Raw genomic sequence first — 15,297 nt, forward strand, 5'->3', positions numbered from 1 at the left:
AGGCTTACTTCCTTTTCTTGTTAGATTGTGTTTCGTCCTGTGTCTTTAGCATCATAGGACGCTTTTTGAGGTATTTAAAAGGAGCCCGAATTAAAGTATCTTGTTGATCTCTTAGCCGAATTGGGGCTAGAGGTGACATGTAAGAAACTCCAAAACTTTTGATCTGGACCATGTGCACACCTAAACAAATAAAGGCTAAAATCACGCCATACAGCCCATAAATCCCTGCAATCATCATAATGGGGAAACGAAGAAGGCGAATTCCAATACTTCCGCTGTACTGCGGGCTCGCAAAGGATGCAATTGCGGTGAGACCCACGATAATAATCAGGAAAGCACTTACGACCGCTGCCTCAACAGCTGCTTGTCCAATAACAAGACCGCCTACAATACCGATGACCTGTCCTATCCCTTTGGGTAGCCGCAGGCTGGCCTCGCGCAATATTTCCAATGCCACTTCCATAATTAGAGCTTCCACAAAAACGGGAAAAGGAATTCCATCCCTTGAGGCAACGATAGACATCACCAGCTCAGGCGGGATTAATCCAGGATGGAAAGAAATAAGTGCAACGTACAGCGAAGGCAGGAATGTTGCAATGAACAGAGCTATTAAACGAAGTATACGAAAGAATGTTCCTAAAGGAAATCGCTCGTAATAATCCTCTGGGGATTGGGCCAGCATCCAGAAGGTCATGGGAGCGATCAAAACAAAAGGCGTGCCATCAAGCATAATGACAACTCTTCCAGACATTAAAGCAGCTATAGCTTTATCCGAGCGTTCAGAGGCTTGAACCTGAGGGAACGGAGACCACGAATGTTCCTCGATCCATTGTTCAATAATCCCGGTATCGGAAGCATCGTCCACATCAATCGTTTCGACTCTTCGCTTCACTTCCTGAACCAGCTCCGGATTTGCGATATCCGATATGTACAAGATCGCTAATTTTCGGGAAGATCTTCTTCCTATAGTTATTTTATCTATTTTAAAACTGATATCTTTGATATGCCGCCTTACCATTGCCAGGTTGCTTTCCAAATCTTCGATGAAACCTTCCCTCGGTCCCCTCACCAAAATCTCGGTGCTTGGTTCCTTGACACTTCGCTGAGGAAACTTGCCTGTAGCAGCAAAGAAGGCTTCATCGGTTCCTTCGATCAGCAGACAGTATTTCCCGATAATACTTCAATTACGCACGCCTCAAGGTCTGTTCCTTCTTTCATATCGATCGTAAAAGCCGTCTGCTGTACCAGTTCTTCCTTCAGTTTTTGCGGATTAACTTGGGAGTGATTTTCACGGATTCCAGTCAAAATGAGCGGCTTAACGATTTGTTCGTTAATCATACTTGTATCCGCGATGCCAGAGAGATAGACCATAGCTACATGAACTCCCGTTTGCCCCACATCCATCTTTTTGAAGACGACATCAGGAAGATGACCCAGGGTCTTTTGTAGATGGTCCAATTTCGCCTCGAGTGATCTTGCCATGACTCGTCCTCCTTCAAAAGCTTAAATCACGATATACATGTAATATGTGTAAAATGGTGATATATATTCATGGAATGGTAATCTAACGTGTTCGACGATGGGGGAGCTGAAGAAGCGAGAGACAGAGGGAGTTTTTTTGAGTATATGTAAACAAAAACGAACACCAGTGGTGTCCGTCGTTGGTCATACATATGAGGCGAGGGTGCTTTATCCCCGTGATAACGCCATATAAACTACTCCGAGTGGAGGTCACTTTTTGAACTCGTAGAAATGTGCCTCCAACATGCTCAGAGAAAGCTCGGCAGTCGTGGCTACCACGATATCCGCACCTTGCATTTGCGAAGGTGTCCCTACACCGACCGCAAACATCCCGGCGCCCTTGATCGCCTGTATGCCAGCCTGTGCGTCCTCTATACCGATACAATCGGCAGGCTGAACGCCCAGATTTGCAGCTCCGGTGAGGAAAATTTCCGGGTCAGGTTTGCCATGCCGAATGGCGGTAACATCCACCACACTGTCAAAATAGTACGCTAGCTCCAGTCGCTCCAGGATAAACGCTGCATTTTTACTTGCAGAGGCCAGAGCGATGCCGATTCGGGCTTCACGAAGTTCTGTCAGAAGCGCTTTAATGCCTGGAAGAATGTCCGAGGGAGTTACAGCTGAGATGAGCCGCTGATACTCCGTATTTTTCCGTGTGGCTAGTTCTTGCTTGCCTTCTTCTGAAAACGTATCGGACAGGTTACCGCGCGCCAGTATTTTGTCGAGCGATTCCGTACGGCTGATTCCTTTTAACTGTTCATTGAATTCCCGATCAAAAGGGATGCTGAGCGCTGCCGCCAAGCTGGCCCATGCCTGAAAATGATATTCGGCGGTATCTGTAATGACTCCGTCCAAGTCGAAAATGACTGCCTTCATTTGCTTTCCCCCCTGTCTGCCCGATTTATGAAATGCTGTTTGTCATTAACGTTTGCCCACTGGTAATGTGCGTTGGCTGTCCATACAGCTCCAGCGTCAGCGGTTCTCCGTCCAACAGGGTTATGTTCACTTCATTTTCCTGTACGAGAATACTTAATAAGCGACCGCGATAGTTGATTTTAAACGTATACTTGTTCCAGTCTTGAGGCAGGAAGGGGGAGAAGCTTAATGTTTCATTATAGGTTCTCATCCCGGCAAATCCCTGTACAATCGCCAGCCAGCTTCCTGTCATGGAAGTGATATGAAGGCCGTCTTCGGTATCGTTATTATAGTTATCCAGATCCAGACGGGCCGTCCGCTTATACATCTCGACTGCTTTTTCCTCCATTTTGAGTTCGGCGGCCAGCACGGCGTGTATAGAAGGAGACAGACTGGATTCATGAACAGTCATGGGCTCGTAAAATGCAAAATTGCGCGCTTTTTCCTCCAGTGTGAACTGGTCTCCAAAGAAATACAGTCCTTGCAGCACATCTGCCTGCTTAATGAAGCATGAACGCAGGATTCTATCCCATGACCATTTCTGGTTTAGTGGAAGGTTGCTGGGATCAAGGGCGGATACAGGCTGCAAATCCTTATCCATAAAGGTATCGTGTTGTACGAAGACTTCCTGCTCCTCATCATAGGGATAATACATGTGAGTGACGATATCCTGCCAATGTGCAAGCTCATCAGCCGTAACTGCCAGGCGCTGCGCTTTCTCAGTCGAAATTTGAGGCAAGACCGATAATGTATATTTCAAAACCCATGCAGCCAGCGTGTTGGTATACCAGTTGTTATTGACGTTATTTTCGTACTCGTTTGGCCCGGTAACCCCGTGAATCATATACTGCTGCTGACTTTTGGAATAATGGACCCGATCGGCCCAGAAACGGCTAATTTCGACCAGTACATCTACGCCGTAGTCATGCAGATAGGTCAAGTCACCCGTATAGTTGGTGTAATTGTAAATGGCATAGGCAATGGCACCGTTACGATGAATTTCCTCGAAGGTAATTTCCCATTCGTTATGGCATTCCACACCTGTAAAAGTGACCATAGGGTACAGTGCACCCCGAAGTCCTTGCTGGGTCGCGTTATGCTTGGCACCCTCAAGTTGTTGGTAGCGGTACAGCAGCAGATTTCGGGTTACATCCGGGTCTGCGAGCGCCAGATACATAGGTACGGCATATGCTTCTGTGTCCCAATAGGTGGCACCGCCATATTTTTCACCTGTAAAGCCCTTGGGACCAATGTTCAGACGGGCATCTTCACCGTAGTACGTAGAGAACAGCTGGAAAATGTTAAAACGTATTCCCTGTTGGGCCTCCGTATCTCCCTCTATTTCTACATCTGCTTTGTCCCAACGTCGGGCCCAAGCTGCGACATGCTCTTGTTTAAGAGAAGTGTAGCCTTTGTTCACAGCTTCTACGGCGATGCGTTCAGCTTGTGGAATCAGTGCGTCCTTTTCCATATCCCGTGAAGTGGTAACAGCCACAAATTTTTGCAGCTGGATACTGTCGCCCGGAGCGACGCTGTATTGATAGTGGCGAGCAGCATACAAAAAGCCCTCTTCCGTCGTCTGCTGATCCTGTCCCTCGGTCACAATACCCATGGTAGCGTTTACGGTAAAGCGCGGAATACCGAAGGGATTATCTATAGTTGTTGTGGACAGGCTGATGAATTGTTCCTGAACCTCTCGGGCCTCCTCCAGCCAAAAAACCTCATCATAGTTCGTGTCTTCATTCTTCGTATTGCCGTCCAAATAGGGGACAAGCTCTATAGTTAGAGGTTGCTCACTTATATTCGTTGCTTGGTAATCAATCAGGCATAGCTCACGAGTGGTGATGCTCAGAAAACGCTCCGTAGTGATACGAACCTGATCGTTCACGGTGCAGGTGCGTCGCAGGATCCCCTGTTTCATGTCCAACTCCTGCACAAAATCGCTGATGTGTGCCGTAAATAAGTCTACTTCCTCTTGGTTTACGAACAGATTGATGCCGATGAAGTTCATGGCATTGATGACCTTACCAAAATACTCAGGATAGCCGTTTTTCCACCAGCCGACCTTTGTTTTGTCGGGGAACCATACACCGGAGATATAAGTTCCCTGATGATGATCCCCTGAATACGTTTCTTCGAAATTGCCGCGCATGCCCATATAACCGTTGCCTATGGACGTTAAGCTTTCCTGTAATCGCATGTGTGTGCTATGTAGAGCGTGTGTTGTCAGCTTCCAACTATCTACGTCAAATAATCGGTTGTAAACCATGAGTGCGTACCCCTCTCGGAAAATGAGATCGTTGTTTTAACGAGACCAATATATGAGCGAGTTCAGTATATAGTGCAACCGTTTGCCCTGTCAACGCAAAAAAACTGATTTTATGGATATCCACAAAATCAGTTCTTGTTCATTTCTTAGAGATTCATAGTACCTGGCTGGATTTGCGCTCCACGATTCGGTGGGGCACGATGATGTGTTTGGTCAGTTCCTTGGGGTCCTCGATTTTTTCAATCAGGCTTTTGGCTGCCTGATAACCCAGAGTAAAGATATCAATATCCACGGAAGTCAGAGGGGGATTCATCAGCTCAGCCAGCATTAGATTATTGAAGCTCACCATGGATAACTGCTCTGGCATGGACACGCCTAACTGAGCAAGCATTTTCTGTACGGCCATGGCTACAAGGTCGTCGCTAACGATCATCGCAGTAGGCGGCGGGGTAGCCTGCAATAACGCGCGCATGTCCTCCAGATTAAAGGGTTCTCTGACCACGTATTCCCTCGGTAGAGGCAAGCCAGCCTCTCGTAGCGCATCTTGGTAGCCTCGGAGTCTTTCAAGATTCACGATGTGTTCCTGATCACCGCCAACATAAGCAATGCGCTGATGATTCAGCCCAGTCAAATAAGTGACCACATCCTTGGCGGCCTGGTAGTTATCATTGTCTACATGGGTGGTTTCGCTGACAAACTGTTGAGGCTTGCCGATTACGGTATAGGGAATTTTTTCTTTGTGAAGATACTCCACGATGCTATCCTTTTGCTTGGAGTACAGGACAATGTAGCCGTCAACGCGTCCGGTCCGGGTCATCAGCTTTACGCGGGATAGCAATTCATCACTCGTTTTGCCTGTGACAATCGACAGTGTATAGTTGTGCTCGTTTACCCATTCGCTGATCCCGCGAAGACTTTCCGGAAAGAAAGGATTTTGAAAGATCGCCACATCCGATTCAGGCATAATAATGCCTATCGACTGTGTGACTCGGTTAGCCAGACTCTGAGCTGAATAATTGGGTTCATAGCCAAGCGCCTTCATTTCTTTACGGACACGTGCCTTGGTAGCTTCGCTGATTTTGGGGCTGTCTTGAATGACGCGGGATACGGTGGAGGTAGCAACATTAGCACGTTTTGCGACATCTTTGATGGTTACTGCCATCGTCTTCGTCTCCTTTTGCTATCTCAAGCAGGAAATATTATGTTCTATCATACGATATTGCTCGAAAATCAACAAATTCGCGGTTTTTTCGAGTATTTCTATCATTATTACCCAAGATATTTACAATTAGGGTATTGCTAATAGAAAGCGATATCATTATAATAATTGTGCAACCGATTGCATAATATTTTTTGAGTACTACCCATGCTATACATACTATAAGGGATGGAGACTGAACGAGCATGAAAAAACTTCTATCATTTGATTTTTGGCAAAAGCTTGGGAAGGCACTGCTTGTGGTTGTTGCAGTTATGCCGGCGGCCGGGATTATGATTTCGCTTGGTAAAGTAGTGGCGATGTTGGCTGGTGATATTCATTTCTGGTTGACCGTCGGCGGGGTCATGGAGAATTTGGGTTGGGGTATTATCAATAACTTGCACATTCTATTTGCGGTAGCGATAGGTGGTTCCTGGGCTAAGGAACGGGCGGGCGGGGCTTTTGCGGCTTTAATTGCCTTTATTCTCATCAATATTTCAACAGGGACGATTTTGGGCGTATCATCGAAGATGTTAACCCAGGAGGGAGCAACCACCCATACACTCTTCGGTGCATCGATTCCGGTCAGTGGTTATTTTACCTCTGTCTTAGGAGCACCTGCACTTAACATGGGCGTGTTTGTCGGTATCATCTCCGGATTCGTCGGAGCGGTGGTATTTAACAAGTACTATAATTACCGCAAGCTGCCGGACGCTTTAGCCTTTTTTAACGGTAAACGTTTTGTTCCTTTTGTCGTGATTTTATGGTCTGTCATCGTAAGCTTGATCATGTCTGCCATCTGGCCATTTGTCCAGGGGGGGATTAATCAGTTCGGCATTTGGTTGGCGACTTCGGGAGAATCGGCTCCTTTTGTAGCGCCATTTGTCTATGGTACACTGGAAAGACTACTGATTCCTTTTGGGCTTCATCATATGCTGACCGTTCCTATTAACTATACTCAACTTGGAGGCGTTTACACGACGCTTACAGGTTCCGGGGCAGGAAGCGTCGTTGCCGGGCAAGACCCGCTGTGGCTGGCTTGGGCAAGTGACCTGAGTGCGCTTCGTGGTACCGATCCGACAGCCTACAATAGCTTGTTGGAAGGCGTGACGCCTGCCCGCTTCAAAGTAGGACAAATGATTGGTGGAGCAGGTATCCTTATGGGACTAGCGGTGGCTATGTATCGCCGTGTAGACAAAGACAAACGCGGCAAGTACAAGTCGATGATCTTTTCGGCAGCCGCAGCAGTCTTTTTAACAGGGGTAACGGAGCCACTGGAATTCATGTTTATGTTCGTGGCGCCTGTGCTGTATGTGGTTTATGCTATTCTTACCGGTATTGCGTTCGGAATGGCCGACATCATACATTTGCGTTTACATTCATTTGGTATGATTGAACTGCTGACCCGAATGCCGTTGTCTATAAACGCGGGGTTGGTGCAGGATATTATTAACTTCGTGCTGACTTGTGTGGTGTTTGCGGTAGCAACCTACTTTATCGCTTATTTTATGATCGGTAAATTCCAAATGGCTACGCCGGGAAGACTGGGGAACTATACGGATGAGGAGCCTCAAGGGACTTCCGAGGCAGGGAGTACGAAGACAGAGGGTGTGGCAGCTACTTCCACTCAAAATCAACTGGCTACGGATATCATCAAGACACTTGGGGGTGAGCAGAACATTGTCGAGGTGGACGCTTGCATGACCCGTCTGCGTGTGACGGTGAAGGATACAGATGCCGTTGGGGACGAAAAGACGTGGAAAGCGCTGGGTGCCTTGGGCTTGATAAAAGTAGATAATGGGGTGCAGGCGGTTTACGGACCGAAGGCTGATGTGCTTAAATCAGATATACAAGACATACTCAACAGGTGATTACTTTGAAGTTGTTAACCTTAAATACACATGCTTGGATGGAAGAAAACCAGCACGATAAGCTAAAGCAACTGGCTGCTTTTATTGATGAACAGCAGTTTGATGTCATTGCTTTACAGGAAGTGAACCAGTCCATGGAAGAGGCTCCTTTGTCAGCGGACGATTTGGGCACTTACCATAGCGCAGATCCTGAAGTTGTCATTAAGCGTGATAACTATGCGTATGTGCTGAACGGGCTATTGTCTGATAGCTATCATTGGACGTGGGCTCCCGCGCATGTTGGTTTTGCCAAATACGACGAGGGGTTGGCGATTCTGTCGAAAACACCGATTACAGCTACGGTGAACGAATATGTTTCCTCGCTACAGGATTATGACAACTACCGCTCGCGTAAAATTGTCGGCATTCAAACTGTGGTGGACGGAGTGCAGGCCTGGTTTGTAAGTGGACATTTTAACTGGTGGAATGATGAAGAATCCTTCCGTGGACTATGGGATCGTACAACCAAAGTGCTAAATTCTTTTGCTCCGACTCCTGTGTTTATGATGGGTGATTTCAACAACGCGGCTGAAGTGCGCGGAGAAGGATATGACTATGTACTGCAATCCGGCTGGTCGGACACCTATCCGAATGCAGCAGTACGTGATGATGGCCACACGGTGATTAAAGCTATTGCTGGCTGGGAAAGTAATGCGAAGCCGCTCCGCATTGACTTTATCTTCTCCAATAAGGCAGCACAGGTACAATCCTCAACCGTTGTACTGAACGGAAAAACAGGACCAGTTGTATCGGATCATTTTGGGGTTGCGGTTGAGTTGGAGCTGTGATGAAAAGAAAGGAGGCCAGTTGCTTATGCAATTGGCCTTTTTCTTATAGATTTTGACTTGAAACGAATAACATATTGGATAACCATAGCAATCAACACCAAAATCAAATTGTAGTAAAAGGGAGTGTTGATGCTAAATCGTTCCATGAGTGCCCCTGCGATGATCGGAGACACAATGGCCCCCAATTCGGACAAAGATACGACATTGCCAATAAATGAGCTTCTATTCTCCTCAGGAATAACGTCCCCTAGTTGTGAGTAAAAGGAATCCAGATAGCTGGCTCCTCCTACACCTCCGATGAACATCCCTAAGTATACGATCCACGGTTCTGTGAACCAAAGAAATAAGATGATTTCCACCATGATCAACAATAGACCGAGGATACAAAGCATTAGGCGATCCTTAAGTAGATCAGATATTTTGCCAATAAAGGGCGCTGAGATGAAGGTCGATATGCCGATAATTGTAAAAGCTAAGCTAATTTCTGCGGGGCTCCAATGGAGCTTGTAGGTTGCATATATGGAGAAGTATGTTAAAAATATAGCGAATGCACTCATTTCAAGAAAATGAACGGTAGAATAGACAAGTAACTGTTTCGTTAACATGGTTTTTCCTTTGGGTTCTAGATGGGGCGAATGCTGTTCTTGTGGCTTTAAGGGAGAACGGAGGAAGGTCATTCTTGAAACGGCAACGAAGGATATACATGAGAAAATAGCAACGAAATAAAACGGAATGGATAAAGAAAAGTAAGAAACAATAGCTCCACTCATAAGAGGCCCCAAAATCATACCGGCGCCTTCACTGCTGCTGATATATCCATTGAGCGTACCTCGATTCTCTAGGGTGCTCATATGGTTGATCGTGACTCTTACAAAGACGGTTAGCCCTATAGCTACCAAGCCCTGAAGGAGTCTCAGTATGGATAAAATGATGAAACTTGTTGCAATTGGAAACAGGAGCATACAAGCGATTTCAGCAATAAGCAAGCTCAACCCCAAGCATTTTGCGCCAATCTTTTCATAAATTCGTCCTGCCAAGCCTCCACCAAGAAATCTCCCCACATAAAACAGAGAAAATAAAATGCTCATGCCGAGTACGGATATCCCGAATTGCTCTACATAAATAGCAAAGAGTGGAAGGATCATACTTCCACTCATGTTAGCAATAAGGCTGATCACGATCATACAGGCGATATTACGATTTAAATATAAGTGTCTCACCATAACCTCGAAACCTCTCTTTGATCTTGCATCATGGGAACCGTTATTCGGATTGCACTTGATTACGGATGAACGGCTTCAAGTCGAGTTAGCGGTTTCCCATATAAGGTACGCGAGCGAGTTCCTCGCGGTGCCTAAATCCCAATGCAATGATGGAGGTATGAAGCGGCGGATGGAAGGAATCTTGATTAGAGCGGTGGTGTTGCCTTTAAGCTGGAAAGCCACCTCCTGGTGGTGGCCAAGCTCCATAGATCCGGCGTAGCAGTACGATTTCACCCAAATGATATGAATTGTGGGAAGCGATATTCCGCAGCAGTCCTGCTTTCGTTTCACCTGGGAAATGAGCTAGTGAATCATCCAGTTGCGCGGTTTCGGCAATCTGCACAGCTTGATCTACGCCCTGTAAAAATTCGTTAATGAGAGCCTGCCATGCCTCTTCGCTTTGCGGTCCAGTCTCTTCGGGCCAGCTTTCCATGACATTGCCCGGAAGCTGGGGCTTCCGTCCTTCCAAATGCTCCAGCATAAATTGCTGCCAGTAGATCATATGCTTCAGCAGTTGATAAATGCTGTAAGGCATTTCTGCATTTTTCTTCCCTGCCAGCTCGACGTCAATGTCTGGTAAAGCCCGAGCTACTCGAATATGTCCACGTTCCCCGACCAGTGATTTAACCAGCGCTTGACCGAATAATTGATTGGCATCTGACATGTATGATCATCCCTTCTATGGAGAGTTTGTTCTAGCTTAGTCTCATTTAACGATTATACAATTATATTTTGTAAAATGTAAATGGATGCATGGTTTAATGTAAAGGGTAGAAATGTTTTTAATAAAGTGGTTGATAATTGTTCTCAATTAAATTACAATAATATTGTTTCTATAGAAACAATAAACGACGGCTGTATATGTTGTTTAATATATACGGGAATGTTAAGGGGAGCTTTCTGTATGTATATATTGTTTCGTTTGAAACAATTAGGTGGTGGAAATAAAGATTTTAGATAGGGGTGTGAACATGGATTACGAAGTGATTGTAGTAGGCGGCGGACCTGTTGGAATGTGGTTAGCTGCTGAGTTGGCATTAGCAAACGTAAGCGTATGTGTAATTGAACGTTTAGAGGAGCCTAGTGGCCAGTCGCGTGCGCTTACGCTACATCCACGGACCCTTGAGATGTTTGATATGCGCGGATTGAAGGAGCGGTTTATGAAGTGCGGCAGACCTATACGTACGGGTCACTTTTCAATGCTGAATACCCGCTTGGATTTTTCTGTGCTTGATAGTTCTTCTAATTATACGTTGTTTATTCCACAGGTGATCACAGAGAAGGTGATCGAGGAGCATGCGCTCAAGCTGGGAGTTGTCGTTCATCGTGGCATGGAAGTGGTATCTGTGCGGGAGCAGGAGCAGGGCGTAGAGGTGGTGAGTGTATGCACATCTGGACCACAAGCCAATGTATCGGTAATGACAGCTGCTTATGTTGTAGGAGCAGATGGGGCTGGGAGTATCGTGCGGAAACAAGCCGGGATTGCTTTTCCGGGCACGGATACGACTCTGACCGCTATATTGGCGGATGTAGAGTTAGCCAATCCGCCTGAAAGTGGCGTGCATTCCGAATATAGTGAACGAGGTGGAGTGATGATTGCCCCCGTGTATCCAGATATTTATCGGGTTATTTTGACTACACCATGAATGATAGAGATTCCGAAGGACGTGCCTGTGACGCTGGAAGAAGTGCAGACAGGACTGTATGATCTGCTCGGTACAGATCTTGGCGTATCCAATCCTCGCTGGTTATCTCGATTCGGGAATGCAACGCGGCAGGCGCAGACCTATCGTAAAGGGAGAATCCTGCTAGCAGGTGATGCTGCGCATATCCACTTCCCGGCAGGTGGACAGGGAATGAATGTTGGCTTGCAAGAGGCGGCAAATCTGGGATGGAAGCTGGCCGGAGTGATTCGTGGCTGGGCTCCAGACACGCTGCTGAGTAGCTATCATGACGAACGTTATCCGGTTAATACGCAGTTCTTACGGAATACCGAGGTTCAGACCCGCTTATTGGACTTTACGCCTGCTGTATTGGCACACCGCCAATTGCATGAGGAATGGTTCCGCCATCCGGAAATTAATCAATCTATGGCAGAGCAGATTAGTGCACTGGATGTATGCTATCCAGCGGCTAGCAATATACCGCAGCATCCACTGAACGGGAAACGGTTTGCTGATTTTGAATTGCATTTGCCTGACGGAATGACAACGTATGCTTACGATCTTCTTCATGAAGGCCGCTTTGTACTTCTCCATCTTGCACAGGATAATGAGGTATCGAATGAGTTTCACCATAGCTCACTTTCACATATTTCATATGTGGAGGCCGTAGCCGAGGAAGTGCCCGTGGGATGGAGAGATGTGCATACGGTTCTCATCCGTCCGGATGGGTATATCGCTTGGGCCATTTCTATGAAACAAACGGATATATTGAGTGTGATTAAGGAAGGCATTGCCACATTGGTATAAAGGGGAAAGGGTATGTTCATAACATGACCATATTGTTTCTTGTGAAACAAATGTGGGCTATAATGAAAGGAGGAGTATGCCAAAGGAGTGACTACTTGTTCGTATGGAAAAGGCGACATCGGTTCAGCATGTCTATGATTTGCTTATTAAGATGAATCATCAGTGGGAGCAGCATCAGCAAAGAGAGAGCATGACCTTTCTCGAAGAAATCCGCGAGCACTTTGATGGAATGACTTCGCTCAATATGACGGATGTACACGTTATGGATTGTATCGGGCAGCATGAGCCGATCAATGTTACAACCTTAGCGCAACGAATGGAGCTGAGCAAAGGTACCGTTTCGAAAGTCAGCACCAAGCTGCTCAAGGAAGGCTGGATTCGCAGAACCCAGCTGAACGACAACAAAAAAGAAATTTATTTTCGGCTAACCCCGTTGGGAAAAAAACTCTTTCTTGTACATGAGCGACTGCATGCTGAGGTACAGCAACAGTTATTTCAATTTTTAAATCGTTACAGCTCAGAAGAACTGAATGTCTTGAAACGTCTGCTGTCCGATGGTGTAGATCTCTTGGAAGCTATGGAGTGGCAGGGAAAGAGTCTGGATTAAAGAGATATCTAATCATCAACGATGGGCACCTGTTTTATCTCCGAGTAATAGATACATGAGGAGATGCAGGTGCGTTTTCTCTTAATGCAATAGTCGTTTTGCTTCCATATAGAGCACCTGTACGAACTTTTTCGTATTAATGCGGGCTTGGGACAGTGAAGGCTCCACATTGTTTTGTAGCTCCAGCATTTTTTTGCGGATTTCTGTAAAGTCAAAAAATTTGGATGCATAATTTTCAAATTTAGGATGGGTATAGTCAGTCAACCCGAGCGATACTATATGGCTTAGCGTCTGGAAAATAGCGCGGCGGACACGCTGCTCCGATGCTTTAATTTCCTTACTCAGCTCTACTGCTGAGGCTGAAGCCCCTAACCGTTTGGATGCTACATTAGCAAATATATCCTTCAACGGCGGGAACAGATAGGGAGACAGATTGCCTGTTTCCTCCTCATACTGGTCCAGAAATTCCAGCATGTCCAACAAATCCATACTCCCAGCTTCGCCGATCATTCCCATCTCGGAGAGCAGAAACTGCCCGGAAGTTACGATGTTTCGGGTCGGTTCAATCGTTGCCGTTGGGTTATTCGATGTGAACATCGACAACCCTTGAAGCGTCCGCTGGATATCCGTAATCGACTGCTGCATGCGCAGACGCTCAGCCACCTTATGAATAACTGCAATAATCTCCAGTCGATTCAAAGGCTTGGCCACATAATATTCAATACCGAGCGAGTACGCCTCGCCGATCATGTTTTTGGATTCGATGCGAGAAATCATAATGATTTTGCCGCTGAATTGATCGCCGAGTGCACGCACGGTCTGAATGCCGTCACGAAGCGGCATCAGCAAGTCAATTAGCAATACATCAATCCGGTTCAGCTCCAGCAGGCCGCTATTCACATAGGAACCATCCTCCGCTTCCCCGATGACTTCCCCTAGACCTTCGTCTTCAATAATGTCTGCCAGCATAGAACGAATCCCTTGATCGTCATCCACAATATAAAAACGCATCCGGGCTATCTTCCTTTCTCCGTCAGTTTCCGTAAAGGCAATGTAATTCTAAAAGTGGTCTGTAATCTATCTGTATTCTCTTCCTCAATCTGTTGTAGTTCAATCGTTCCTTCAAGGCTCTCCGCGACCTCACGTACATAAAACAATCCCATACCGGTCGACGGTTGTCCTTCCTCATCATACTTGGTCGTATACCCTGGTGTGAAGACCATTTCCCGTTTCCGCTGAGGAATACCCGGACCGTTGTCGGTAACACTAAATGAAGCTATATCCTCTTTTCCCGGAAGACAGCGAATAGAAACGTCAATCCTTCCGTCGTCCCTCATGGCTTCAACCGCATTGGCTGTCAGGTTATTAATAAGTGTCAGAACGGTATAAACATGTAGCTTGGGCAACAAAGGATCGACATCTAGGGTAAAACGAATAGACTTGTCCAGTGATTGGGCGTACTTGCTGTTCGTTCGGATGATGAGCTCCCCAAGCTCTTGAGAAGCCATGTAATGCACTCCGCTTTCGGCATCAATCAGCTTGGACAAACCAGCAAAAATCCGCTGGCTGTCTTTTTTAATCTCGTGAACCTGTCCGGAAATACGAAGTGCCTGTCTGGCGTAATGTTCTCTATCCTTTAGAGATTCATCCTGTTGCAGTTCACGGTACAGCTCGTAGCTTTCACGAGTGATTTGTTCTGCATGTGACAGCGTTTTGCCTAACTGGACCGACTCCTCATACAAGTCTGATACAAGAAGTAAAATTCGCTCCGTCTGCTGTCTTTGTGCCTCTTCATGCTGGACCGATTGATTTAACCGAATCATATTATAAAACCCAAGCACGAAGAAGCTGCGGATCATAGCCATAAAAGCTACTTTACTGATCTTAATGATGTCCCAGAAATCGCCGTCAATACTCCACCGAACGCTAAGTTCCGACACACTTGCGGCAACCTCAATCCCTACAGAGAGGATACCCACACGGAGTGCGCGGTAAGGCTCAGCATTAATGTTAAGGAGCTGGAAGAGCAGACCGTAGACCATGTAATAAAAAAAGGTAGGGCCATGCAAGATCAGCAACTCTTCGAAGAGAAGACTGGACTGAGTGTAATGATTGAGTAAGATGCGAAAGGCGACTACCGCTATCCCTGCAAGCACTCCCGATAATGCAGGCGGAATATGACGAATAGATAACAGAAAGAAAAAAAATACAGGCGTACCAAAGCTGAGACGGAATGTATTAGCGAACGGGTGAATATTCAGCTCACCTGCGAGCGGTACAAATACAAGCATGAGCAGGAAAAGGAGCGTGTTCAACTTCATTCATATTCACCTCCTGGGTATTCAGTCAGAAAGGC

Annotated in this window: 10 protein-coding genes and 2 pseudogenes; 4 read left to right on the plus strand and 8 right to left on the minus strand. The window is 46.4% G+C overall.

Translation table 11 applies throughout. The annotated features are described in order from the left end of the window. Nucleotides 1–4: 4 nt before the first annotated feature. The 4 genes and pseudogenes from ACYCS5_RS16125 to ACYCS5_RS16140 all read right to left on the minus strand — a co-directional run bounded on the left by ACYCS5_RS16125 (nt 5) and on the right by ACYCS5_RS16140 (nt 5,867). Nucleotides 5–1,482 (minus strand): annotated as a pseudogene (locus ACYCS5_RS16125) (spore germination protein). Between the two features lie 249 nt (nt 1,483–1,731). Beyond that, nucleotides 1,732–2,397, minus strand: coding sequence for a beta-phosphoglucomutase (pgmB, locus tag ACYCS5_RS16130; protein ID WP_165149292.1), 666 nt, complete (start codon nt 2,395–2,397; stop codon nt 1,732–1,734). 25 nt (nt 2,398–2,422) lie between these two features. Beyond that, nucleotides 2,423–4,705 carry a glycoside hydrolase family 65 protein gene (locus ACYCS5_RS16135; RefSeq protein ID WP_459759783.1) on the minus strand — a complete coding sequence of 761 codons (2,283 nt, stop codon included), beginning with the start codon at nt 4,703–4,705 and terminating at the stop codon, nt 2,423–2,425. Nucleotides 4,706–4,859: 154 nt separating this feature from the next. Continuing rightward, a complete protein-coding gene (locus ACYCS5_RS16140; RefSeq protein ID WP_459759784.1) occupies nt 4,860–5,867 on the minus strand; it encodes a LacI family DNA-binding transcriptional regulator in 1,008 nt (335 codons plus the stop codon). A 242-nt stretch (nt 5,868–6,109) separates the two neighbouring features. Between ACYCS5_RS16140 and ACYCS5_RS16145 the strand changes: the two genes are divergently transcribed. Together ACYCS5_RS16145 and ACYCS5_RS16150 are read left to right on the plus strand one after the other, a co-directional pair. After that, complete coding sequence (locus tag ACYCS5_RS16145; RefSeq protein WP_459759785.1) at nt 6,110–7,774, plus strand: PTS transporter subunit IIBC; 1,665 nt, start codon at nt 6,110–6,112, stop codon at nt 7,772–7,774. Between the two features lie 5 nt (nt 7,775–7,779). Continuing rightward, the gene (locus tag ACYCS5_RS16150; RefSeq protein WP_459759786.1) at nt 7,780–8,601 is read left to right on the plus strand and encodes an endonuclease/exonuclease/phosphatase family protein; all 822 of its coding nucleotides are present in this window, start codon (nt 7,780–7,782) and stop codon (nt 8,599–8,601) included. A 23-nt stretch (nt 8,602–8,624) separates the two neighbouring features. Here ACYCS5_RS16150 and ACYCS5_RS16155 read toward each other — a convergent pair whose 3' ends face one another. Both ACYCS5_RS16155 and ACYCS5_RS16160 read right to left on the minus strand, forming a co-directional pair. Then, nucleotides 8,625–9,824, minus strand: coding sequence for an MFS transporter (locus tag ACYCS5_RS16155; RefSeq protein ID WP_459759787.1), 1,200 nt, complete (start codon nt 9,822–9,824; stop codon nt 8,625–8,627). A 205-nt stretch (nt 9,825–10,029) separates the two neighbouring features. Then, the gene (locus ACYCS5_RS16160) at nt 10,030–10,527 is read right to left on the minus strand and encodes a DinB family protein (protein ID WP_039274097.1); all 498 of its coding nucleotides are present in this window, start codon (nt 10,525–10,527) and stop codon (nt 10,030–10,032) included. 307 nt (nt 10,528–10,834) lie between these two features. On the opposite strand from ACYCS5_RS16160, the pseudogene ACYCS5_RS16165 reads away from it, so the two are divergent. Then, nucleotides 10,835–12,334 (plus strand): annotated as a pseudogene (locus ACYCS5_RS16165) (monooxygenase). A 103-nt stretch (nt 12,335–12,437) separates the two neighbouring features. Beyond that, nucleotides 12,438–12,941, plus strand: a complete 504-nt coding sequence (locus tag ACYCS5_RS16170) for a MarR family transcriptional regulator (protein ID WP_049816963.1) — start codon at nt 12,438–12,440, stop codon at nt 12,939–12,941. Between the two features lie 81 nt (nt 12,942–13,022). On the opposite strand, the gene ACYCS5_RS16175 is transcribed toward ACYCS5_RS16170, so the two are convergent. Both ACYCS5_RS16175 and ACYCS5_RS16180 read right to left on the minus strand, forming a co-directional pair. Beyond that, nucleotides 13,023–13,952 carry a response regulator gene (locus ACYCS5_RS16175; RefSeq protein WP_013308322.1) on the minus strand — a complete coding sequence of 310 codons (930 nt, stop codon included), beginning with the start codon at nt 13,950–13,952 and terminating at the stop codon, nt 13,023–13,025. 5 nt (nt 13,953–13,957) lie between these two features. After that, nucleotides 13,958–15,262 carry a sensor histidine kinase gene (locus tag ACYCS5_RS16180; protein ID WP_029516894.1) on the minus strand — a complete coding sequence of 435 codons (1,305 nt, stop codon included), beginning with the start codon at nt 15,260–15,262 and terminating at the stop codon, nt 13,958–13,960. Nucleotides 15,263–15,297 lie beyond the last annotated feature (35 nt).

The sequence above is a fragment of the Paenibacillus sp. SEL3 genome (genome assembly GCF_054602585.1).